At 60.6% G+C, this 21,709-nt stretch carries 18 protein-coding genes; 10 read left to right on the plus strand and 8 right to left on the minus strand.

Annotated elements, in window-relative coordinates; translation table 11 throughout:
- Window positions 1-134: 134 nt before the first annotated feature.
- Complete coding sequence (gene apbC / locus L6D63_RS09045) at window positions 135-1,229, plus strand: iron-sulfur cluster carrier protein ApbC (protein WP_047296180.1); 1,095 nt, start codon at window positions 135-137, stop codon at window positions 1,227-1,229.
- A 95-nt stretch (window positions 1,230-1,324) separates the two neighbouring features.
- Here the strand turns inward: apbC and L6D63_RS09050 are convergent, their stop codons facing one another.
- Complete coding sequence (locus tag L6D63_RS09050; RefSeq protein ID WP_047296308.1) at window positions 1,325-2,083, minus strand: SDR family oxidoreductase; 759 nt, start codon at window positions 2,081-2,083, stop codon at window positions 1,325-1,327.
- Window positions 2,084-2,246: 163 nt separating this feature from the next.
- Between L6D63_RS09050 and L6D63_RS09055 the strand changes: the two genes are divergently transcribed.
- The 4 genes from L6D63_RS09055 (at window position 2,247) to groL (ending at window position 5,769) form a co-directional block, all read left to right on the plus strand.
- A complete protein-coding gene (locus L6D63_RS09055; protein ID WP_047296178.1) occupies window positions 2,247-2,978 on the plus strand; it encodes a HugZ family pyridoxamine 5'-phosphate oxidase in 732 nt (243 codons plus the stop codon).
- Between the two features lie 65 nt (window positions 2,979-3,043).
- The gene (locus tag L6D63_RS09060; RefSeq protein WP_047296176.1) at window positions 3,044-3,520 is read left to right on the plus strand and encodes an FxsA family protein; all 477 of its coding nucleotides are present in this window, start codon (window positions 3,044-3,046) and stop codon (window positions 3,518-3,520) included.
- A gap of 258 nt (window positions 3,521-3,778) precedes the next feature.
- Window positions 3,779-4,072 carry a co-chaperone GroES gene (locus L6D63_RS09065; RefSeq protein WP_007916610.1) on the plus strand — a complete coding sequence of 98 codons (294 nt, stop codon included), beginning with the start codon at window positions 3,779-3,781 and terminating at the stop codon, window positions 4,070-4,072.
- Window positions 4,073-4,122: 50 nt separating this feature from the next.
- Complete coding sequence (groL, locus tag L6D63_RS09070) at window positions 4,123-5,769, plus strand: chaperonin GroEL (protein WP_007964008.1); 1,647 nt, start codon at window positions 4,123-4,125, stop codon at window positions 5,767-5,769.
- Window positions 5,770-5,986: 217 nt separating this feature from the next.
- Here the strand turns inward: groL and L6D63_RS09075 are convergent, their stop codons facing one another.
- A complete protein-coding gene (locus L6D63_RS09075) occupies window positions 5,987-7,936 on the minus strand; it encodes an LTA synthase family protein (RefSeq protein WP_131671118.1) in 1,950 nt (649 codons plus the stop codon).
- A 203-nt stretch (window positions 7,937-8,139) separates the two neighbouring features.
- Between L6D63_RS09075 and L6D63_RS09080 the strand changes: the two genes are divergently transcribed.
- The 5 genes from L6D63_RS09080 (at window position 8,140) to L6D63_RS09100 (ending at window position 11,855) form a co-directional block, all read left to right on the plus strand.
- Window positions 8,140-8,823: a response regulator transcription factor gene (locus tag L6D63_RS09080; protein ID WP_047296172.1), complete on the plus strand. Its 684-nt coding sequence runs from the start codon at window positions 8,140-8,142 to the stop codon at window positions 8,821-8,823.
- Window positions 8,813-10,087: a sensor histidine kinase gene (locus tag L6D63_RS09085; protein ID WP_041068403.1), complete on the plus strand. Its 1,275-nt coding sequence runs from the start codon at window positions 8,813-8,815 to the stop codon at window positions 10,085-10,087. Before L6D63_RS09080 ends, L6D63_RS09085 begins: the two co-directional genes overlap by 11 nt.
- Window positions 10,088-10,238: 151 nt before the next feature.
- Window positions 10,239-10,907, plus strand: a complete 669-nt coding sequence (locus tag L6D63_RS09090) for a class I SAM-dependent methyltransferase (protein WP_047296170.1) — start codon at window positions 10,239-10,241, stop codon at window positions 10,905-10,907.
- A 4-nt stretch (window positions 10,908-10,911) separates the two neighbouring features.
- Entirely contained in the window at window positions 10,912-11,625 is a 714-nt protein-coding gene (locus L6D63_RS09095; RefSeq protein WP_047296168.1) for a lipopolysaccharide kinase InaA family protein, read from the plus strand.
- Window positions 11,626-11,627: 2 nt separating this feature from the next.
- Window positions 11,628-11,855 (plus strand): hypothetical protein, encoded by a 228-nt coding sequence (locus L6D63_RS09100; RefSeq protein WP_131671119.1) that lies wholly within the window; start codon window positions 11,628-11,630, stop codon window positions 11,853-11,855.
- 184 nt (window positions 11,856-12,039) lie between these two features.
- Here L6D63_RS09100 and L6D63_RS09105 read toward each other — a convergent pair whose 3' ends face one another.
- The 6 genes from L6D63_RS09105 to L6D63_RS09130 all read right to left on the minus strand — a co-directional run bounded on the left by L6D63_RS09105 (window position 12,040) and on the right by L6D63_RS09130 (window position 21,680).
- Window positions 12,040-15,069 carry a multidrug efflux RND transporter permease subunit gene (locus tag L6D63_RS09105; protein WP_047296167.1) on the minus strand — a complete coding sequence of 1,010 codons (3,030 nt, stop codon included), beginning with the start codon at window positions 15,067-15,069 and terminating at the stop codon, window positions 12,040-12,042.
- Window positions 15,070-15,082: 13 nt separating this feature from the next.
- Window positions 15,083-16,231 (minus strand): efflux RND transporter periplasmic adaptor subunit, encoded by a 1,149-nt coding sequence (locus tag L6D63_RS09110; RefSeq protein ID WP_131671120.1) that lies wholly within the window; start codon window positions 16,229-16,231, stop codon window positions 15,083-15,085.
- Between the two features lie 179 nt (window positions 16,232-16,410).
- Entirely contained in the window at window positions 16,411-17,511 is a 1,101-nt protein-coding gene (locus tag L6D63_RS09115; RefSeq protein WP_131671121.1) for a DUF1513 domain-containing protein, read from the minus strand.
- 14 nt (window positions 17,512-17,525) lie between these two features.
- A complete protein-coding gene (locus tag L6D63_RS09120) occupies window positions 17,526-18,590 on the minus strand; it encodes an imelysin family protein (RefSeq protein WP_108183658.1) in 1,065 nt (354 codons plus the stop codon).
- A gap of 26 nt (window positions 18,591-18,616) precedes the next feature.
- Entirely contained in the window at window positions 18,617-20,044 is a 1,428-nt protein-coding gene (locus L6D63_RS09125) for a di-heme oxidoreductase family protein (RefSeq protein ID WP_131671122.1), read from the minus strand.
- Between the two features lie 292 nt (window positions 20,045-20,336).
- Window positions 20,337-21,680 (minus strand): imelysin family protein, encoded by a 1,344-nt coding sequence (locus tag L6D63_RS09130; RefSeq protein ID WP_027612472.1) that lies wholly within the window; start codon window positions 21,678-21,680, stop codon window positions 20,337-20,339.
- Window positions 21,681-21,709 lie beyond the last annotated feature (29 nt).

A 21,709-nucleotide genomic window follows, 5' to 3' on the forward strand; every position in this document is an offset into this window, starting at 1 on the left:
ACTGCTGCGCAGCCGATCGGGGATAAATCCCCTCGCCACAGGGGATAACGGGTTGAAGTAATCAGTTCGCCACAAATCAGCGTCCAGCGTACGATACCCGCCATCTTTTCCCAGTCTTGTTATCGGAGTTGCCCATGAGTGCCGTCACTCGCGCAGCGGTGGAAGCCGTCCTCAGCCAATACACCGACCCCTACCTGAACCAGGACCCGGTCAGCGCCGGTTGCGTGAAGCACATCGAGATCGATGGCGACCGCGTCAAGGTTCAGCTGGAAATCGGCTACGCCGCCGGCCTGTTCAAGAGCGGCTGGGCGCAGTTGCTGCAACTGGCCATCGAAAACCTCGATGGGGTGACGATCGCCAGGGTCGAGGTCAACAGCGTGATCGCCGCGCACAAGGCCCAGGCGCAGATCCCGGGCCTGGCCAACGTCAAGAACGTGGTCGCCGTGGCGTCGGGCAAGGGCGGTGTGGGCAAGTCGACCACTGCGGCCAACCTCGCATTGGCGCTGGCCCGCGAAGGCGCCAGGGTGGGGATTCTCGACGCCGACATCTATGGCCCGAGCCAGGGCATCATGTTCGGCATCCCCGAGCGCACTCGCCCCGAGGTCAAGGATCAGAAGTGGTTCGTGCCGCTCAAGGCCCACGGTGTCGAAGTCATGTCGATGGCGTTCCTGACCGACGACAACACGCCGATGGTCTGGCGCGGGCCGATGGTCTCCGGCGCGTTGCTGCAACTGGTTACGCAAACCGCGTGGGGCGATCTGGATTATCTGGTCATCGATATGCCGCCAGGCACTGGCGACATCCAACTGACCCTGGCGCAGAAAGTCCCGGTGGCCGGTGCGGTTATCGTCACCACCCCGCAGGATCTGGCGTTGCTCGATGCGCGCAAAGGCGTGGAAATGTTCCGCAAGGTCAACATCCCGGTGCTGGGCGTGGTGGAAAACATGGCGGTGCACATCTGCTCGAACTGCGGACATGCCGAGCATCTGTTCGGTGAGGGCGGTGGCGAGAAACTGGCCACCCAATATGGCGTTGAACTGCTGGCCTCGCTGCCGCTGTCGATGCTGATCCGCGAGCAGGCCGATGGCGGCAAGCCAACGGTGATCGCCGAACCGGACAGCCAGATCGCGATGGTCTATCAGGAACTGGCCCGCCACGTCGGCGCGCGCATTGTGTTGCAGGAAGCGGCGACGCCGGCAATGCCGAATATCAGCATCAGTGACGATTGATCGGCGTCGTTTGCTAAAAGATCGCAGCCTGCGGCAGCTCCTACAGAAAAGCTCTGTGTAGGAGCTGCCGCAGGCTGCGATCTTTTGATCTTGCTTTAGATGCGCAACCCGCCATCCATCTCCAGAATCCGCCCGGTGTAGTAGTCGTTCTCGAAGATGTACGCGGCCGAATGGGCGATCTCTTCCGGCTTGCCCATGCGCTTGAGCGGAATACCCGAGGTCATTTTTTCCAGCGCTTCGGGCTTCATGCCCAGGGTCATCTCGGTTTCGATGAAGCCCGGCGCAATGCCCGCCACGCGAATGCCGTAACGCGCCAGTTCCTTGGCCCAAGTCACGGTGGCTGCGGCCACGCCTGCCTTGGCGGCGGAATAGTTGGTCTGGCCGACGTTACCGGCGCGGGAGATCGAGGAAATGTTGATGATCGCGCCGCTGGTCTTCAGCTCGACCATTTTCGCCGCCACTTCACGGGTGCACAGGAACACGCCAGTCAGGTTAACGTCGATCACCGCCTGCCACTGGGCCAGGCTCATTTTGCTCATTTCGCCGTCTTTGACCTTGAGCAGCAGGCCATCGCGCAGGATTCCGGCGTTGTTGATCAGGCCGTGGATCGCGCCGAAATCTTCGGCAACCTGCGCGACCATGTGTTCAACCTGTTCTTCATTGGCCACGTTGCACAGATAGCTGCGCGCCTCGACACCCTTGGCCTTGCAGGCTGCCACCGCGTCATCGAGTTTTTCCTGATTGAGGTCGACCAGTGCAAGCCTGGCGCCTTTGCCGGCGAAATACTCGGCCATGGAACGGCCCAAACCCTGGCAACCGCCGGTGATAATGATTACTTTGTCGTTGAGTTGCATGCGCATGCCCCGATAGCCGGTCTGAGTGGTTTTTGTTATTGGCGACGCTCGATCCGTACCGGTATGGCCAGATTGCACATGAGCATTGCCCGATGGCGTTACAGGGACTTATCCCCAGGCGCCTGTCCGTTTTTTCGACGGATTCTATTTAAGGAGTCATAAATTGAGCGTTGAAGCGGCCAAGAATGCCCGAGAATTGCTTCTCAAGGAATACCGTGGCGTATTGTCGACCCACTCCAAATCGATGCCCGGTTTCCCGTTCGGCTCAGTGGTGCCGTATTGCCTGGACGAGCAAGGCCGTCCGCTGATCCTGATCAGCCGCATCGCCCAACACACTCACAACCTGCAGAAGGACCCGAAGTGTTCGCTGCTGGTGGGCGAGCGTGAGGCCGACGACGTGCAGGCCGTTGGTCGCCTGACCTATCTGGCCGAGGCGCAAAAGCTCGAAGATCCGGCGGCTATCGAAGGCGCCGCCGAGCGTTACTACCGTTATTTCCCCGATTCGCAGAACTACCACAAGGCCCACGATTTTGATTTCTGGGTGCTCAACCCGGTACGTCACCGCTACATCGGCGGTTTCGGCGCGATTCACTGGGTCGATCAATTGACCCTGGCCAATCCGTTCGCCGGCAAGGCGGAAATCAGCATGGTCGAGCACATGAACAGCGATCACGCCAAAGCCATCGCGCATTACGTGGAGCTCAGCGGGTTGCCGCAAACCGTGCCGGCGCAACTGGCCGGAATCGACAGCGAAGGCATGCACCTGCGCATCGGTCAGGCACTGTACTGGTTGCCCTTTCAAGCGCCTTGTCATACGCCGATACAAGTGCGCGAAGCCTTGGTTTCTCTGGCTCACGCCGAGGTCTGGCCAAAAAATGCGGTGGCCGACGCTTGAATTCACGAAAGGGCGACGTCATCTAAGGCTTACTGCAAGGCATTTCTTGCGTTGAGGAATCTTTGATGCGCCCTTTTTTGTTGCTCTTTCTGCTGTTTCCGGTGCTGGAGCTGTTCGTATTCGTCAAAGTGGCAGGGGCGATCGGGTTTTTCCCGGCCCTGCTGCTGATCATTCTCGGCTCGATGTTCGGTGTGTTCGTACTGCGCGTCGCCGGTCTGGCAACTGCGCTGCGTGCCCGTGAAAGCCTGAATCGCGGTGAGTTGCCCGCACAGACCATGCTTGAAGGCTTGATGCTTGCCTTGGCTGGCGGCCTGTTGATCCTGCCGGGTTTCGTCAGTGACGTGGTCGGTCTGGTGATGTTGTTGCCGTTCACCCGTCGTCTGCTGGCCAATAAAATGCGTCAGCGCGCCGAAGAGCAGGCGATGCGTCAGCGGGCCTTTGCCGATGACCTGCAACCCCGTGGCGGTCCTGCAACGCGCCAGCCTCTGGGCCGCGAGGGTGATGTGATCGAAGGCGAGTTCGAACATCGCGACAGCCAGTAACCCCTGCATTGACACGGCACCTTCGGGTGCCGTTTGTTTATGCGCGGCATTCAAGGGGCACATGATGAAAAATTTTCTGTCCCCGCCCTTGTAATAAGCTTATGCGCCCTTATGTATCGGTCACCGAAAGGTTTCCGGCATTCAAGCCGGACAGACTTCCGCGGTTCGCTCGACGAACCGCAACCGGCGCAGGCCGGATTTGTTAAACCCGCCGGGACTACACCGGCCGATGAAAACCACAATTAGGAGAGATCGACAATGAAGCTTCGTCCTCTGCATGACCGCGTCGTCATCCGTCGCAGCGAAGAAGAAAAGAAAACCGCTGGCGGTATCGTCCTGCCAGGTTCGGCTGCTGAAAAAGCCAACCACGGTGTGATTCTCGCTGTAGGCCCGGGCAAGGCTCTGGAAAACGGTGAAGTGCGTGCACTGTCCGTGAAGGAAGGCGACAAGGTTGTGTTCGGTCCTTACTCCGGCAGCAACACTGTGAAAGTTGACGGCGAAGACCTGCTGGTAATGAGCGAGAACGAAATCCTCGCTGTTATCGAAGGCTGATACCCCCGTTCATTTTCCCGTTACTACAAAGTATTTAAGGAATATCGATCATGGCTGCTAAAGAAGTTAAGTTCGGCGATGCCGCTCGCTCCAAGATGCTCAAAGGCGTCAACGTTCTGGCTGACGCGGTAAAAGCGACCCTGGGCCCGAAAGGCCGTAACGTGATTCTCGAGAAGAGCTTCGGCGCTCCGACCATCACCAAGGACGGCGTTTCCGTCGCCAAGGAAATCGAACTCGAAGATCGCTTCGAAAACATGGGCGCGCAGCTGGTCAAAGACGTTGCCTCCCGTGCCAACGATGACGCTGGTGACGGTACTACCACTGCGACCGTTCTGGCTCAATCGATCGTCAACGAAGGCCTGAAAGCCGTCGCTGCCGGCATGAACCCGATGGACCTGAAGCGCGGTATCGACAAAGCGACCATCGCCATCGTCAAAGAGCTGAAAGCCCTGTCCAAGCCATGCGCTGACACCAAGGCCATCGCTCAGGTAGGTACCATCTCCGCCAACTCCGACAACTCCATCGGCGACATCATTGCCGAAGCCATGGAAAAGGTCGGTAAAGAAGGCGTGATCACCGTTGAAGAAGGCTCGGGCCTGGAAAACGAACTGTCGGTTGTAGAAGGCATGCAGTTCGACCGTGGCTACCTGTCCCCGTACTTCGTCAACAAGCCGGACACCATGGTGGCCGAGCTCGACGGCCCGCTGATCCTGCTGGTCGACAAAAAGATCTCGAACATCCGCGAAATGCTGCCAGTGCTGGAAGCCGTTGCCAAAGCCGGCCGTCCACTGCTGATCGTTGCCGAAGACGTTGAAGGCGAAGCCCTGGCGACGCTGGTCGTGAACAACATGCGTGGCATCGTCAAGGTTGCAGCCGTCAAGGCGCCAGGCTTCGGCGACCGTCGCAAGGCCATGCTGCAGGACATCGCCGTTCTGACCGGCGGTACCGTGATCTCCGAAGAGATCGGCCTGAGCCTGGAAAGCACCACCCTGGAGCACCTGGGTAACGCCAAGCGCGTGACCCTGTCCAAGGAGAACACCATCATCGTTGACGGTGCTGGCGTACAAGGCGACATCGAAGCACGTATCGCTCAGATCCGCGCCCAGGTTGCCGAAACTTCCTCGGACTACGACCGTGAAAAACTGCAAGAGCGTCTGGCCAAACTGTCCGGCGGTGTTGCAGTGATCAAGGTTGGCGCTGGTTCCGAAGTTGAAATGAAAGAGAAGAAGGCCCGCGTTGAAGACGCCCTGCACGCAACCCGTGCAGCCGTTGAAGAAGGCGTGGTACCTGGCGGTGGCGTTGCGCTGATCCGCGCTCTGGAAGCCCTGACCGAACTGACCGGCGACAACGCTGACCAGAACGTCGGTATCGCTGTGCTGCGTCGCGCTGTTGAAGCGCCGCTGCGTCAGATCGCTGCCAACTCCGGTGACGAGCCAAGCGTAGTGGTCAACGAAGTGAAGAACGGCAAAGGTAACTTCGGTTACAACGCCGCTTCCGGCGAATACGGCGACATGATCGAAATGGGTATCCTGGACCCAACCAAGGTCACCCGTTCCGCTCTGCAAGCTGCAGCCTCGATCGGCGGTCTGATTCTGACCACCGAAGCAGCTGTTGCTGATGCACCGAAGAAAGAAGGCTCGGCTGGCGGCGGTATGCCAGACATGGGCGGCATGGGTGGCATGGGCGGCATGATGTAAGCCAGCCTTACCCCTGTAACGAAAAACCCCGCCTGCGATGAGCAGGCGGGGTTTTTTATTGCCTTCGATTTGTCGTTGGCGCTATACCGAGGTGCGCCCATCGCTGGCAAGCCAGCTCCCACAGGTTTAGCGCAATCCTTGTGGGAGCTGGCTCGCCAGCGATGGCGTCATGTCAGTCAACACAGAGGCTGACTGACACAACAACGTCCATCTTCAGTTAACGATCACTGACCTGCGGAGCCTCTTCTTTCACAGGCTTCCAGCTCAGCAACTGCTGTTTGAAGCCATAACTGGCGGTCTGGTAATAGGTGATCGCGCGAGTAATCAGCGGGTCGTCGCTGCTGACCCGCGACTCGCGGCTTTCGGTCAACGCATCGTCATGCCGGCGCAAGCCCTGGCGTGGGCTGAGGATCGCCAGATCCTTGCCATCGAACAGGCCCAGATGCTGGTAGTTGCCGACCACCACGCGCGGTGGCAGCGGGTTGTCCTGCAACAGGTTGCGGCCGAAGAACGTCGAGGTGTAATCCAGGTTCAGCAGGCCCAGCAGCGTCGGGGCCAGATCGATCTGGCTGGCCAGTTGCGCGCTTTCGCGAGCCTCGATCATTTTCGGCGCATAGATGAACAGCGGGATCTGATAGTTGGTGATCGGCAAGTCTTCCTTGCCGGCGCTGCCCGCGGTGTGGTCAGCGACGAAAATGAAGATCGTATTGTCGAACCACGGTTTCTGCCGCGCCTGCTCGAGGAACTGGCCAATCGCATAGTCGGTGTACTTCACCGCGCCATCGCGGCCGTTACCGGACTTGATGTCGATGCGGTTGTCCGGGTAGGTGTAAGGGCGGTGATTGGAGGTGGTCATCAACTGCAGCAGAAACGGCTGCTGTTTGGCGTAGTCGGCATCCGCCAGCTTCAGGGTCTGGCGATACAGATCCTCGTCAGCCATACCCCAAGCGTTTTTGAAGTGGATTTCGGCTTCATCGACGCTGCTCTGATCGACGACGCGATAGCCGTTGCCGCTGAAGAACGCGTTCATGTTGTCGAAGTAGCCGCGTCCGCCATAGACGAACACGCTGTCGTAACCTACGGCGCTGAGCTGTTGGCCAAGGCTGGCGAAACCGCTCTCACGGCCGATGCGCTTGACGATCGAGCGGCCCGGCGTTGGCGGGATGGCCAGGGTGATGGCTTCCAGACCGCGGTCGGTGCGGGTGCCGGTGGCGTAGAAGTTATTGAAGTACAGGCTCTGCTTGCGCAAGGCGTCGAGGTTCGGCGTCAGGTTGCGACCGTCGCCGTTGCTGCCCAGGTACTTGGCGCTCAGGCTTTCGATGGTCACCAGCACGATGTTCGGCTTGCGCGGGGTGCCCGGGTTGTCGATCACCCGGCGAATGTCCTGTGGATCTTTGCCAATGAAGCGCGCGTCGCTCTCACTCAGCTCGGAACGGATCTGGCTGGCGACTTTTTCAGCCGGCAGGCTTTTGTAGAACTGGGTGTAGTCCAGTTCATTATTACGGAACGCGGCGAAGAACTGATACGGACCGTTGCTGGCCAGCTCGTTCTGGTAGGCGTTGCCGCCCTGGGCACGTGGGGCGTCCTGACTGAGCAGTTGCAGACTCAGACCCGCGACGATCAGCAGGCCCAGTGCACTGAGCAGACGTCCGCGCAGCGCTGGCAGCGGGGCATTCATGGCGGCATTGAACGGCTTGCGCAAAGCGAAACTGATGACCACGGCCAATACGGCGAGAAGGCTCAGCAGTTTGCCGATCGGGTAGGATTCAAGGACGTTGTTCAGCACTTCGTCGGAGTACACCAGGTAATCGACGGCGATGAAGTTGAAGCGCACGCCGAACTCGTCCCAGAACAGCCATTCGGCCACCGCCACGAACAACATGGCGAACAGGCTGGTCGTCAGCAGGACGCGCAGGAATCCGCGATGTCCGCGACGGCGCCACAGGCCCGGCGGACAAAGCAACAGGTACAAGCCCATTGGCAGTGCCGCGTAGGCAAGGAACCCCAGGTCATACAGCGTGCCGATGCCGAACACGGAAAGGGCGAAGCCACCGGCCTCATCCAGGTGAGTCAGCAACAGAACCGCGCGCGTCAGGAGAAAAATAACCAGCCAGGCACCGGTGATCAGCAGCAGAAGGCGCACGGGCGCTGTCTTGAAAGAGTCCATCGTCTCGTTTTCCTCATAGCAATGGCGCGCGAGTGTCGCGATGCCACTGTGATCAGGTTGTGAATTGATAGTGAAAACCTTGTTAATGAATTAATTTGCCTGGGCAAATGGACTTGCGCGCGTGCCGGCCCTAGCCCTGAACCGGCGTAGGCCTTAAGCTGCGCGGGCCAAGACGGCCGTCACCGTGTACGGAGGAAATGCCAATGCGAATTCTATTGGTCGAAGACAACCGCGACATCCTGGCCAATCTGGCCGATTACCTGGGGCTCAAAGGCTATACCGTCGATTGTGCCCAGGACGGTTTGTCAGGCTTGCATCTGGCGGCCACCGAGCATTACGACCTGATCGTGCTCGACATCATGCTGCCCGGGATCGATGGCTACACCCTGTGCAAGCGTCTGCGTGAAGACGCGCGGCGCGACACGCCGGTGATCATGCTCACCGCCCGCGATCAACTGGATGATCGTCTGGAGGGCTTCAAGTCCGGGGCCGACGATTACCTGGTCAAGCCGTTTGCCCTGTCCGAACTGGCGGCGCGCGTCGAGGCCGTCATGCGCCGGACCCAGGGTGGCGGACGCCGCGCGTTGCAGGTCGGCGACTTGAGCTACGACCTCGACACCCTGGAAGTGACCCGCGAGGGCAAGCTGCTCAAGCTGAATCCGGTCGGCCTCAAACTGCTGGCGGTGCTGATGCAGAAAAGCCCCCACGTCCTGCGTCGGGAAATTCTCGAAGAAGCATTGTGGGGTGACGACTGCCCGGACAGCGACAGCCTGCGCAGCCATGTCCATCAATTGCGTCAGGTGATCGACAAGCCCTTCGCCAAACCGTTGCTGCAAACCGTGCACGGTGTGGGTTACCGCCTGGCCGAGGGGCGTGATGGAGTTTAAGCAAAGCCTTTCCCAGCGGATCATCATCGCCTTTGCGCTGATGAGTGCGCTGGTGGCCGGGGCCTTTGCCATGGGTATTGTGGCGACCGTGCACCTGGTGGAGGAAAAACTGATTTCGGCGGGGCTGGGCGGCGACCTGCAACGTCTGTTGCTGATGGACAACGTCTCGGACTGGAGCCATCGCCCGGAACCGGATCAGTTGTTCTATTTCAGCGGTGGGCCAGGCGATTTCGAGCTGCCCAAGGATCTGCGTCACCTTGATGCGGGCTTCCACGAAGTGTTCCGCGAGCAGTTGTCTTATCACGCGATGGTCGAGATCGTCGACGGCCGTCGTTATGTCCTGCTGCAGGATCAAAGCGATTTCGAAGAACGTGAACGCGTGCTGTTCGCCGTGGTGCTGGTGGGGTTTGTGCTCAGTCTGGCACTGGCGGTGTTTCTCGGCTGGGTGTTGGCGCGCAAGGTCATGGCGCCGGTGGTGCGCCTGGCGCGGCAAGTGCGCCACCGCGATCAACTGTTGGGGCTGGCGCCACCCTTGGCACCGGATTATGCGGCTGACGAAGTCGGCGAACTCGCGGTGGCGTTCGATGCCACGCTCGGGCGTCTACGGCAGGCACTGACCCGCGAGCGGCTGTTCACCAGCGATGTCAGCCACGAACTGCGTACGCCGTTGATGGTGTTGGCCAGTTCCTGCGAGCTGCTTCTGGAAAACCCGGGGCTGGATCAGCGCGGTCGGGCCCAGGTCGAGCGAATTGCCCGAGCCAGCGAGGAAATGCGCGAACTGGTGCAGACCTTCCTGATGCTCGCCCGCGCTCAGCGGGAAGACGCCGGTTCCGCGCCGCAGCAGACCCTTGCCCAAGTGGCTGACGGACTGCTGGGTATCTGGCGTGAACCGATCGAGTCGAAAGGGCTGCGACTGATGTACGAGTCGGGCAACCCGCCGGACACCTGTTTCAATGCCACCCTGCTCAGCGCGGTCATGGGTAATTTGCTGCGCAATGCCTGTCACTACACCGAACACGGATTCATTCGCCTGACACTCAACGACAACGGTTTCGTCGTCGAAGACTCGGGTGTGGGTATTCCCGAGGAAAAACGCGAAGCCATGTTCCAGCCCTTCGTGCGTGGCAATGAAAAGCGCGGTGAAGGCTTGGGGCTGGGCTTGTCACTGGTGCAGCGAATCTGTGAAAACCAGGGCTGGGAGGTGACGTTGAGTACCATGGAGCCTAATGGTTGCCGCTTCGAGGTCACGCTGGGCAAGCGTTGAGAATCGTTGACCGGCCCGCGCTATTGCTTTTCGCTTGTAAAACCCTGTAATAATTTGCCGGTTTACCTGACGTAATTTTCACATAGGGACGACCTGACGCTGACATGCCACTACCTATGGTAAGGGTATCAGTCAATCAGGAGCCCCCATGATGAGCAGACCGATCAAGCTCGATTTTTCCGAAAAGTATGATGACCAGCATGCACAAAAATATTTGCGCAAGCATCAGGACGGTCTAGGTCGTCGGTTGTCTCACTGGCGGGACGAGCAGTTGGCCCGCAAGGCGTTGACGCTGGCCGGCGAGCCGGGGCTGGTTCTGGATCTGCCGTGCGGTGCAGGGCGTTTCTGGCCGTTGCTGGCGGAAAAGCCCAACCGGGTGATCATTGGTGCGGACAATTCCGAGTCGATGATCAAGACCGCGATGCAAGCGCAACCGGCTGACGTCGTGAAACGGGTACAACCTTTGCACACGTCAGCGTTCGACATTGCTTTGCCCGATAACGCCGTCGACAGCATTTTCTGCATGCGATTGCTGCATCACATCGGTGAAGCCGAGCACCGGCGGGCGATTCTGCGCGAGTTCGAGCGCGTCACCCGTGATAGCGTCATCATTTCGTTGTGGGTGGACGGTAATTTCAAGGCCTGGAAACGCAAGCGCGCCGAGCGGCGTCGCGGGCAGGAAGGTTACCAGAACCGGTTTGTGTTACCGGCTGTGACAGTTGAAAAAGAATTCGAAGAAGCAGGTTTTCGCATTCAGGAACAACTCGATTTTATCCCGCTCTATGCCATGTGGCGGGTTTACGTATTACGCAAGAGGTAACAGGATGGTGGTGCAAACAGCAGCAGAAACGGAAGTCGCTCCCCAGGATCGCTTCGATTACTACTGGAACCAGCGCGGTGAATGGGTGGAAGAGCCCAACGTACGCCGTGGCGGGGAAAGTGGTGTGCAACGGGTCGTGGGCCGTGACGGCCAGTTACTGTATGCCAAGCGCCAGACCGGACATATCTATCGCAGCTGGCTGCATCCTTTCGGCCGTCCGACGGTCTTGCGCGAGCTGGATGCACTGACCGGCGTCAGCCGTCTCGGTGTCCGCGTCCCGCAAATCGTCTTCTGCGGCGCGCAGCCCGATCCGCAATACAAGTGGCGTGCGCTGTTGGTGACCAAGTCACTGGACGGCTTCGACGAACTTGAAAAGTGGGAAGCCGCCGGTGGTCGTGCGCAATACGGCGAAGCCGTCTACGAGCGCGTGCTCAAAGACCTGGCAGAAAACCTGGCGCGCATGCACAAGGGCCGCTGGCAGCACAGCTGTATCTACATCAAACACGTATTTGTACGGGTGACCGGTGAGGGCGACGCGGCGCAGGTCGAAGTGGCATTGATCGATCTGGAAAAATGCCGCCAGCGTCTGACCGCTTATCGCGCGGCCTCCCATGACATGAAGCAATTGCGTCGCCATTCGTCGTTCAGCGACACGGACTGGAAAAAACTCGTCTACTTTTACGAGACGGCGTTTGGCAGCGCTATCAAAGGTTTATAGCGATGAAACTCGAAATTGCACGAGGTTTGTTTTTGGTTGGAGCCTTGGCAGTTGCTTCATTGGCGGTGGCGGCCTGGGAGCAGCCCCGCATGCAGGTGATCGGTGGCACGACCGGCGATGCTCACTGCGCAGTACCACGGGTGGCGAAAGCCACCGTGGCGACTAAACCCGACCATGATCTGTTGTTGTTCATGTTCGGACTTTCTCAAGGGATGAGGCCACAGAGTTGAACCGATTGAAGCCAAAATGAAAGGCCTCGCAGATGCGAGGCCTTTTTTATGCATGAATGAAAATCCCCTGTGTAGGAGCTGCCGCAGGCTGCGATCTTTTGATCTTGATCTCGGCTTTTAAAAACAAAATCAAAAGATCGTCCGAACGCGGCCCGAACCTTCGGCAGCTCCTACACGGACATGGTCATGATTTGGGATCGGGCTTTGCCAGCAGGGTGTAGATGCACGGCAGCACAAACAGGGTAAACAAGGTGCCGATCGACATCCCCGTGGCAATCACCATGCCGATATCAAACCGGCTCACCGCACCGGCACCGGTCGCCAGAATCAACGGCACCATGCCGAACACCATCGCCGCCGTGGTCATCAACACGGGGCGCAAGCGGATTGCCGCGGCTTCCTCGACCGCTTCGCGCGCGGTCAGGCCTTTGTCCTTGCGTAACTGGTTGGCGAATTCGACGATCAGGATCCCGTGCTTGCTGATCAACCCGATCAATGTCACCAGGCCGACCTGGGTGTAGATGTTCATGCTCGACCAGCCAAGGAACAGCGGAATCAATGCACCACAGATCGACAGCGGCACCGTCACCAGAATCACCAACGGGTCGCGGAAGCTTTCGAACTGCGCCGCCAGCACCAGGAAAATAATCGCCAACGCGAGGGCGAAGGTTACCCACAGGGCGCTGCCTTCCTGCACGTACTGGCGCGAGGCGCCGCCATAGTCGAAGGCGAAACCCGCCGGCGCTTCTTCCCGGGCGATCTGCAGCACGGTGTCGATGGCTTCGCCCATGCTGACCAGCGGGAACCCGGAGATCTTCGCCGCGTTGAGTTGCTGGAACTGGTTGAGCTGGCGCGGCCGTGCCCGGTCGCTGACCTTGATCAGGGTCGACAGCGGCAGCAGCTCGCCCTGGGTGTTTTTCACGTAGTAATTGTTCAGCCAGCCGGGGTTTTCGCGGTACGGTCGTTCGACCTGAGCAATCACCTTGTAGCTGCGGCCTTCGATGGTGAAACGGTTGATTTCCGCCTCGCCCAGCAGCGTCGCCAGTGTTCCACCGAGGTCCTGCATCGACACGCCCATCTGCGCGGCTTTGGCGCGGTCGATATCGACCACCACTTCCGGCTTGTCGAACGCCAGATCGAGGTCTACGAAGGCGAACTTGCCCGACTCCATCGCACGTTTCTTGATCCGGTCAGCGACTTGCAACAGCAACTCGTAGTCGTTGGCCGTGTTGACCACAAACTCGAACGGCAGACCTTCACCGGTGCCGGGCAGGGAGGGCAGGTTGAAACCGAAAATCTGCAGGCCGGGGATACTCGCCAGTTTGCCTTGCACCTCGGGCAGGATCTGCATCTGGGTGCGGCTGCGCTCGTTCCACGGCTTGAGCAGGAAGCCGCCGATGCCCGCTTGCACACCGTTGTAGCCATTGATCTGGAACGAGGAGTAGTACTCCGGAAACTCTTTGAAGATCTTGATGAATTCGTCGGTGTAGGTGCTCAGGTAATCGAGGTTGGTCGGCTGGGGGGCCGTGGCCATCATGAAGATGATGCCCTGATCCTCATCAGGAGCCAGTTCCGACTTGGTGAACTTGAGAAACACCGGGATCAGGCACAGCACGATCACTGCGAACACCAACACCACCGGCCGTGTGTTCAAGGTGCCGTGGAGCATGCTCTGGTAGCGGCGTTTGAGGCTGTCGAAAATACGGTCGAGGCGGTGCGCCAGGCCACTGGGGTTTTCTTCGTGACGCAACAGCAGGGCGCACATCATCGGCGACAGGGTCAGGGCGACAATCCCGGAAATCACCACGGCACCGGCCAGGGTCAGGGCGAACTCCTTGAACAAGGCCCCGGTCAGTCCGGTGAGGAAGCCGATCGGCGCATACACCGCCGCCAGGGTGATGGTCATCGACACCACCGGCATGGCGATTTCCCGTGCGCCTTCCAGTGCGGCCTCCAGCGGCGTCTTGCCTTCTTCGATGTGCCGGTGAATGTTCTCCACCACGACAATCGCGTCGTCCACCACCAGACCGATGGCCAGCACCATTGCCAGCAGGGTCAGCAGGTTGATCGAGTAGCCCATCATCTGCATGAAGAACATCACGCCGATCATTGACAGCGGGATGGTCACCACCGGGATCACCACTGAACGCAACGCGCCAAGAAACAGGAACACCACCACGATGACGATCAGCACCGCTTCGAACAGGGTTTTCACCACTTCGTCGATCGAGGCCTGAATAAACAGCGTGGCGTCGTAGGCAATCTCGCTCTTGAGGTTGGGCGGCAACTGCGCTTCCAGTTCCGGCATCAGCTTGCGCACTTCCTTGATCACGTCCAGCGGGTTGGCCCCGGGCGTGGCCTTGATGCCGATGTACACCGACGGCGTGCCGCCGAACGAGCTGATCGAATCGTAGTTTTCCGCGCCCATCTCGACCCGCGCCACATCACTGAGCAGCACGCGGCTGTCGCCACTGACCTTGAGCGGAAGCGCCGCGAAGGCTTCGGCGGATTTCAGTTCGGTATTGGCGTTGATGCTGGTGACCACGTATTCGCCCTTCACCTCGCCGGCGGCGGAGAGGAAGTTGTACTGGCGCACGGCGTTGGTCACATCGCTGGCGCTGAGGCCGAAACCGGCGAGCTTCACCGGGTCGAGCCACAGGCGCATCGCGAACACTTGATTGCCGAGAATCTCCGCTTCGGCCATGCCCGGCAGGGTCGCCAGTTTCGGCTGGATCACCCGCGACAGATAGTCGGTGATCTGCGGGTTGCTCAAATCCTTGCTGAAGAAACTGATGTACATCAGCGCCGAGGCGTCGGCCGATTCCTTGCTCAGCACCGGGTCTTCAGCGTCCTGCGGCAGTTTGTTCTTCACCTCGTTGGCCTTGGCCAGCAGTTCGGTGAACAAGCGGTCGGTGTTGGAGCCGATGCGCGCGTAGATCGAGATCACCGAGAAGTTCTGGCGGCTGACCGAGGTCATGTAGTCGATGCCTTCGGCGCTGGCCAGGCTTTGCTGCATCGGTTGGGTGATGTAGCCCTGAATGGTCTCGGCGTTTGCCCCGGGGTAGGCGGTGGTCACCGTGATCAGGGCGTTTTCCATTTGCGGGTATTGGCGCAGCGGCAGTTTGCTCCAGGCCTGGAAACCCAGCAGCACAATCAGCAGGCTGACCACGGTGGCGAGCACCGGGCGGCGGATGAACGGATCGGTAAAAGCCATGGGGATTCCTTGATCAGTCGGCGCGGGGCGGACTGTTCTGCTCGCCGAGGGTCTTGTCGTCGCTGATGGCAATGTGTGCGCCGTTGTCCAGTTTGATCTGGCCGGCGGTCACCACTTGTTCGCCGCTCTGCACGCCCTTGTTGATCATCACCAGGCCATCGCGGCGTTCACCGGTCTCGATGAAACGGCGTTCGGCGATCAGCACCGGCTGGCTCTGGTCGTCCTTGACCACGCTGCCATCCTCGGCCTTCTGTTGCCCGACCACGTACAGCGAGTTGCCGTAGAGGGTGTAGGTGATCGCGCTTTCCGGCACCACGATGTGTTGCTGTGGATCGGGCAGCAGCACGTCGAGGCTGGCAAACATGCCCGGCAGCAATTTGCCGTCGGGGTTGGCCAGGGTCGCGCGCACCAGAATATTGCGCGTGGTGCTCTCGACAATCGGGTTGATCGCGCTGATGGCGCCGGGGAAGGTCTGTCCGGGATAGGCCGCAACTGCGATCTGCACCGGTTGGCCGATGGCCAGTTTTGGCACCGATTGCTCCGGCACATAGAAGTCGGCGTAGAGGCTGCTCAAATCCTGCAGGGTAGCGATTTTAGTGCCGCTGGCGAGGTAGTCGCCGATGTCGACCTGACGAATCCCGATGGTGCCGCTGAACGGCGCGACGATGCGCTTTTTCGCCAGTGCTGCATTGAGCTGATTGACCGTGGCCCGCTCCTTTTGCAGCACCGCCGAGAGCCGGTCGTATTCACCTTTGGAGATGGCCCGGCTGTCGATCAACTGGCTGCCCCGGCCGAAATCCAGTTGCGCCAGGCCCAGGTCAGCCTTGGCGGTTTCCAGCAGGGCGGCTTCGACGGCACTGTCGAGCTGCAGCAGTGGCTGCCCGGCCTTGACCTTCTGTCCGGATTCGAATTTCAGTTCAGTGACGGTGCCGGCGACTTCAAGACTCAGCTCGACGCCTTGCAAGGCCTTGAGCGAGCCGACGGTGGGCAAACGCATCTGCCACGGCTGTTCGGTAGCGCGGGCCACGGCGACGCTGATCGGCGGTTTCGGTTTGGAGAAGCCCTGGATCATGGTGTAGATCGAAAAGGCTTTGTACCCGCCCAATACCAGGACGACCAGCAAGACAACACCCAACATGATCAGCATGCGGCGACGCAGCATTTTTCCAGTTCCTTGGATAAATCAGGTGAGACAGGCGGGCACATTACTCCGAGTCAGGTGGGGATTCCAACTGCCAGTTATTACAGGGAGGCGCAAAAAGATCGCAGCCTGCGGCAGCTCCTACAGGGATCGCATTCCAATGTAGGAGCTGCCGCAGGCTGCGATCTTTTAGGATTGTTTTACGCCATCAGGTGCAGATGGTTATCCCAGAGCCCCGCCGGCAGTTCCAGCGGCTTGGCCAGCAGCTCATCCTGGCGGCAATCGTAGTAGCGGCAACGGCCCTGACCCGAGGTCACGACGAAGCCGTCCTGCACCGCACCGACGCCGGCGCAATCGGGCAGCGGCGCGTCGAGGCGCACTTCGCCGCTGTCCAGATCCCAGATGAAGAAGCGGTTGCCGCGCGGTGCGGTCAACGCCACCAGTCGCAGTTCACTGTGCACCGCAACGCTGGCGGTGTAATGCCCCATCGACTGCAACTGATGCTCCGGCACCGGGAACGCCACGAAGGGCTGACCCGGACGCTTGATCGCCAACAGCTCGGAGCGCTCATGCGAGGCGCCCATGAACTGCTGGCCGGCGACGATGGTGCCGTCGCTGGCAATGCCCAGGTGGCGCACGCTGTTCATCTGCTGCGCAAGGGTTTCCTTGCTCAGCAGCGTGCCGTCGCGCTGCATCAGCACCAGGCTGGGTTCCATGGCGTTGAGGTTCATGTCGACGCGGCTTTCGGCCTCGGTGCGGATACCGCCGTTGGCCACCACCAGGGTTTCGCCATCGGGCATCCACGACACTTGATGTGGTCCGAGGCCATGGGTGGAGATCTCGCCGCTGTGCACCAGCCGCTCGCCTTCGAACCTGTACACCCCGAGCAGGCCACGCCCCGGATCAGTGGTGTCGTTCTCGGTGGCGTACAGGTATTCGCCGTCCTTGTGCACCACGGCGTGGCCGTAGAAATGCCGGTTCGGCTGCGAGGTCACGGTTTGCAGCAAGGTCCCGTCGCGCAGGTCGATCAGGTAACTCTCGGTGCCCGGGCGGCGGGCGACGAACAGCGCGATCGGCAGCGTCGGGTGGTTGATGATGTCGTGACAACGCTGGCCGACCTGGGTGGCGAACACCCGAGTACCGTCCAGCCGATAACCGACGGCGTAATGCTTGCCGTCGGTGTCGTCGCGCGCCGAGAGCAGCAGCGGGCTCTGATCCTTGCGCTTGAACAGCGTCCAGCCGCCCAGTGTCACTGCTCCCAGCAGCAAACTACCTAAAGTCAGAGCCTGGCGTCGCAGCATGGCACTTGCCCTCATCAGTCACCGTCGTTGGCGTTGAAGCCCAGTTGGATGCCCAGCGCCTTGGCCAGTTCGCCTTCGTGCAGGCGATGGACGACGTTGAGGCTGTCGTAGAGATCGTTGAGTTGTTGACGACCGGCGTCGTCCTGGAGCATTTCGGTCAGCGAGCGCTGCGTGCTGCCGAACAGCTCCAGCGATGCGGCGTAAGCGGCGTCGATTTTGTCTGCCAACGGTTTCTGCTCGGCCGGCAACAGACCGCGCAGGCCCTTGTTGTCGACGCCTTCCCAGACGGTTTTGGCGGCAGCGAGGCTGGCTTCCAGCGCGGTCAGCGACGACTGGCTACGCCATGCATCGGCCTGGAACGGTTGCGGCACCCCCTTGCTCTGACGGCCCATTGGCGTGCCGAGTTTTTTCTTCAGGGTATCGAGGGCGGTGACCTGCACACGCAGCAGATCGGCGATCGCTTCGTGGGAGTCGGCGTAGCGCTGGTTGGGGAATTTGCTCATTTGCGCGAGCATGCCGTCGGTGTTGTTCCAGCTCTGCAGAATCTCTTCGGCCAGTTGCTTCTGGCGCTCGCCGATGGCGATCAGCAACGGGCAGTATTTGGCTTTTTGCTCGGCGTTGGCGACGTCCGGTTTTTCATCGAAGAGGATGTATTCGTAAGCCGACAGGCCCTGCACCACCACGCTGGATTTGGCCAGTGCGGCGGCGTCGATCTGCGGCTGGGCGGTGACCAGTTGCTCGACTTGACGGCCAACGAGGTTTTTCTTGTCCGGCCAGAACTGCACCTGCCACGAACGGTTGCCCTCGGCCAGTGGCCCGATCAGCAACGGTTGCAGCTCTGCCCAGGCTTTCTGCGCGTGCAGGAAGTCGGCGCGGGCGGTTTCCAGGGTTTCCTTGCCTTGGCAGTAGGCGAGGGCGCTGACCGCCAGTTGCTTGTCGGCTTCGACCCAACGGGTGTAGGTCGGCAGGATCACCGATTTGGCGATGGCGGCCGACGTGACCGCTTGCGGGTCCTGCGGCGAGCAGGCGCCGAGGGCGAGTGCGGCAAGGCTGGTGAACAACAACTTGGGACGGAACATGTCGGGCTCCCGATTCTTTTAAGTGTTTAAAGTGAGTTCAAGAACGCCAGCAGCGCGGCACGCTGTTTGGCGTTGAAAGACAAAACCTGTTGCTGCGCCTGCTGCGCTTCGCCGCCATGCCAGAGCACGGCTTCGAGCAGGTTGCGGGCGCGGCCGTCATGCAGAAACTGGGTGTGACCACTGACTGCCTGCGTCAGGCCGATGCCCCACAATGGCGGAGTACGCCAGTCGCGGCCGGAGGCTTGGAATTCGCTGCGGTGGTCGGCCAGACCCTCGCCCATATCGTGCAGCAGCAGATCGCTGTACGGGCGAATCACTTGATTGGCCAGTTCAGGTTCGGCGGCGTTGGCGGCGGTGGTGTATTGAGGGGTGTGACAGGACTGGCAGCCGGCCTGGAAGAACAGGTTCTTGCCGGCCAGCACTTGTTCGTCATTGACGCCACGACGTGCCGGCACTGCCAGGTTGCGCGTGTAGAACAGCACCAGACGCAGGATGTTGTCGCTGACTTCCGGCTCGCCGTCCGGGCCATTGCCATTGGGTGCCTGTTTGCACGCGGTTTGCGCGTCGGTGCAGTCATCGAAGGGGCGCAGGCTGGTCGTGAGGCCCATGTCTCCGGAAAACGCGTGGACATTCTGCTGATTGAGATTGGGTTGCCCGGCTTTCCAGCCGAATCGACCCATGACGGTCTTTTGCTGCGCGTCATCCCAGACCCGATTCGCTCGGCCGTTGATGCCGTTGTTCTCTTTGGCTTGCGCGGCGGCGTTGGCGAGTATCGCGTCCTCGGGAATCGCTTCGAGCAGGCCGAGGCCGATCATCGGCGGCGCAACCCGGGCCGAGAAGCGCGTGTCCGGGTGCATCGGGCCGTAGCCCAACTGAGTGAATTGCAGCACCGGTTTGCGCAGCTCGACTTCGGTGCCGTCCTTGAAACGAATCGGCACCGGGGTGTATTCGACGCGCACCTTGCCCTCGGGCGTAACTCCGGGTACGGCCATGTCCTGGAACTGCCCGCCGTAGACCGGCTCCGGCACTACGCCGAGTTGCTCGATGACGTTGGCATAGGCCGGCGAATCGGGAATCGACAGGCGCACCAGCATCGACACCGCGTTCGCCGCATCCGGTGCCGGCGGGTGGCCACGGCCGTCCTTGATGTGGCAGTTCTGGCAGGCGTTGGTGTTGAACAACGGGCCGAGGCCATCGCGGGCGGTGGTGGTCGACGGCGCGATCACCCACGGACTGCGGAAGAAACTGTTGCCGACACTGAAGTCGACTCGACGCGACGGCGGCAGATTGGCCGAAGGCAGCGAGAACGCATTCTGATCGGTCTTGCGCACAGTCGTCGCCCCGCCCGAACGCGCTTCACCGGGCTCAGCCTTGGTAAAGCGCGGGGCGTCATCGCAGGCACTCAGGCCCAGGGCCAGAAACAGTGCGGACAAGCGAAGCGGCAGCGAGGGCATCAGACATCCTGCGGGCGGGCGAAAACAAAGGCGCAAAGTCTAACAGGGCGGGGGAGTTTGAATAAGAGGAATTATCGTTTGCTTGATTTGCGGCAGGGTTTCACTCGAGACCGAGGCGCAGCCATCGCTGGCAAGCCAGCTCCCGCAGTATTTGTGTTGTACCCGGAGTGTGTGAACGCCGCGAAACCTGTGGGAGCTGGCTTGCCAGCGATGAGGCCATCAGCATCACCGCAAAAAGCAGGCATGAAAAAGGCGACCCGAAGGTCGCCTTTTTTGACGCAGACGCGCGTGATCAGAACTCGTGATCAGCGTTGTCCGGGTTCAGGTCGCTGATGCCCAGCTTGCCGGCAGCGGCTTCGATCGAACCGGTCTGCTTGACCAGTGCGGCGATGGCGTCACGCACGATCTGATTGCCGGCGGTGTTGCCCGCAGCGATCAACTGGTCGTAGTGCTCACCCTTGTTGGCGTGATCGACCATGACCTGGATCTTGGCTTCGGTAGCGGCCAGATCGGCTTTCAGCGCGGTGTCGGCAGCCGGGTCAGCCTTGGCCACCAGCGACGACAGGCTGGCGCCGGTCATCTTGGTCCCGTCAACCCGGGTGTACTCGCCCAGGTACACGTTACGAATGCCTTTGGCATCGTAGAAGTGCGAGTTGTGGGTGTTGTCGCTGAAGCAATCCTGTTCGTCTTCCGGCGAGTTGGCTTCCAGCGAAACCTTCATGCGCTCGCCCGCCAGTTCACCCAGGGACAGGCTGCCCATGCCGAACAGCATTTTGCGCAGACCGCTTTCAGCCGGCTCGGCTTCCAGGGTGGCGCGGTAGTTGTCAGCCACGTTCGGCTTCCAGTTGCCGACCATTTCTTCCAGGTCGCTGACCAGCAGTTGGGTCACGGCTTTGAGATAGGCACGGCGACGATCGTTGTGACCGCCAGTGGCGCCGGCGCCTTCCAGGTAATCCGACGCCGGACGGTTGCCGGCGCCCGGGCCGGTGCCGTTCAGGTCCTGGCCCCAGAGCAGGAATTCGATCGCGTGGTAGCCAGTGGCGACGTTGGCTTCGGAACCGCCCAGCTCGTTGAGGCTGGCGAGTTTTTCCGGAGTGATGTCCTTCACGTCGACCTTGTCTTCGCCGACCTGCACTTCAGTGTTGGCGATGATGTTGGCGGTGGCACCCGGGTTGCCCAGTGCGTGTTCGTAGGACTTGTCGACGTAGTCGATCAGGCCTTCGTCCAGCGGCCAGGCGTTCACCTGACCTTCCCAGTCGTCGATGATGGTGTTGCCGAAGCGGAACACTTCGCTCTGCAGGTAAGGCACGCGCGCAGCGACCCAGGCAGCCTTGGCGGCTTTCAGGGTGTCGGCGTTCGGCTTGGCGAGGAACGCGTCGACCGCGGTTTGCAGGGTTTTCGCAGTGGATTCGGCATCGCTGTAGACGGCGAAGACCATGTCGGCGTAATGCGCGACCACAGCCTTGGCGGCGGCTTCATCGACTTTACCGGCAGCGGCGGGGGCCGGTGCAGCGGCGGTGCTGGCGGCCGGCGTCGGCGCGGCCGGAGCGGCAGCCTTGTCTTTGCCTTCGCCGCAACCGGCGAGGGAAATAGCGATGGCCAGCAGACTGGCGGTAGCCAGAGGCATACGAATCATGGCGAACATCCTGCTTCGGTAATGGAATG

Origin of the sequence: Pseudomonas parakoreensis (assembly GCF_021602155.1) — a bacterium.
Classification (GTDB): Bacteria; Pseudomonadota; Gammaproteobacteria; order Pseudomonadales; family Pseudomonadaceae; genus Aquipseudomonas; species Aquipseudomonas parakoreensis.

What these genes read in the sequence shown, in the direction of transcription:
- apbC (WP_047296180.1), top strand. Translation starts at nt 135, where the DNA reads ATGAGTGCCGTCACTCGCGCAGCGGTGGAAGCCGTCCTCAGCCAATAC.
- L6D63_RS09050 (WP_047296308.1), bottom strand. Translation starts at nt 2,083, where the DNA reads ATGCAACTCAACGACAAAGTAATCATTATCACCGGCGGTTGCCAGGGT.
- L6D63_RS09060 (WP_047296176.1), top strand. Translation starts at nt 3,044, where the DNA reads ATGCGCCCTTTTTTGTTGCTCTTTCTGCTGTTTCCGGTGCTGGAGCTG.
- L6D63_RS09065 (WP_007916610.1), top strand. Translation starts at nt 3,779, where the DNA reads ATGAAGCTTCGTCCTCTGCATGACCGCGTCGTCATCCGTCGCAGCGAA.
- groL (WP_007964008.1), top strand. Translation starts at nt 4,123, where the DNA reads ATGGCTGCTAAAGAAGTTAAGTTCGGCGATGCCGCTCGCTCCAAGATG.
- L6D63_RS09075 (WP_131671118.1), bottom strand. Translation starts at nt 7,936, where the DNA reads ATGGACTCTTTCAAGACAGCGCCCGTGCGCCTTCTGCTGCTGATCACC.
- L6D63_RS09080 (WP_047296172.1), top strand. Translation starts at nt 8,140, where the DNA reads ATGCGAATTCTATTGGTCGAAGACAACCGCGACATCCTGGCCAATCTG.
- L6D63_RS09085 (WP_041068403.1), top strand. Translation starts at nt 8,813, where the DNA reads ATGGAGTTTAAGCAAAGCCTTTCCCAGCGGATCATCATCGCCTTTGCG.
- L6D63_RS09090 (WP_047296170.1), top strand. Translation starts at nt 10,239, where the DNA reads ATGAGCAGACCGATCAAGCTCGATTTTTCCGAAAAGTATGATGACCAG.
- L6D63_RS09095 (WP_047296168.1), top strand. Translation starts at nt 10,912, where the DNA reads ATGGTGGTGCAAACAGCAGCAGAAACGGAAGTCGCTCCCCAGGATCGC.
- L6D63_RS09100 (WP_131671119.1), top strand. Translation starts at nt 11,628, where the DNA reads ATGAAACTCGAAATTGCACGAGGTTTGTTTTTGGTTGGAGCCTTGGCA.
- L6D63_RS09105 (WP_047296167.1), bottom strand. Translation starts at nt 15,069, where the DNA reads ATGGCTTTTACCGATCCGTTCATCCGCCGCCCGGTGCTCGCCACCGTG.
- L6D63_RS09110 (WP_131671120.1), bottom strand. Translation starts at nt 16,231, where the DNA reads ATGCTGCGTCGCCGCATGCTGATCATGTTGGGTGTTGTCTTGCTGGTC.
- L6D63_RS09115 (WP_131671121.1), bottom strand. Translation starts at nt 17,511, where the DNA reads ATGCTGCGACGCCAGGCTCTGACTTTAGGTAGTTTGCTGCTGGGAGCA.
- L6D63_RS09120 (WP_108183658.1), bottom strand. Translation starts at nt 18,590, where the DNA reads ATGTTCCGTCCCAAGTTGTTGTTCACCAGCCTTGCCGCACTCGCCCTC.
- L6D63_RS09125 (WP_131671122.1), bottom strand. Translation starts at nt 20,044, where the DNA reads ATGCCCTCGCTGCCGCTTCGCTTGTCCGCACTGTTTCTGGCCCTGGGC.
- L6D63_RS09130 (WP_027612472.1), bottom strand. Translation starts at nt 21,680, where the DNA reads ATGATTCGTATGCCTCTGGCTACCGCCAGTCTGCTGGCCATCGCTATT.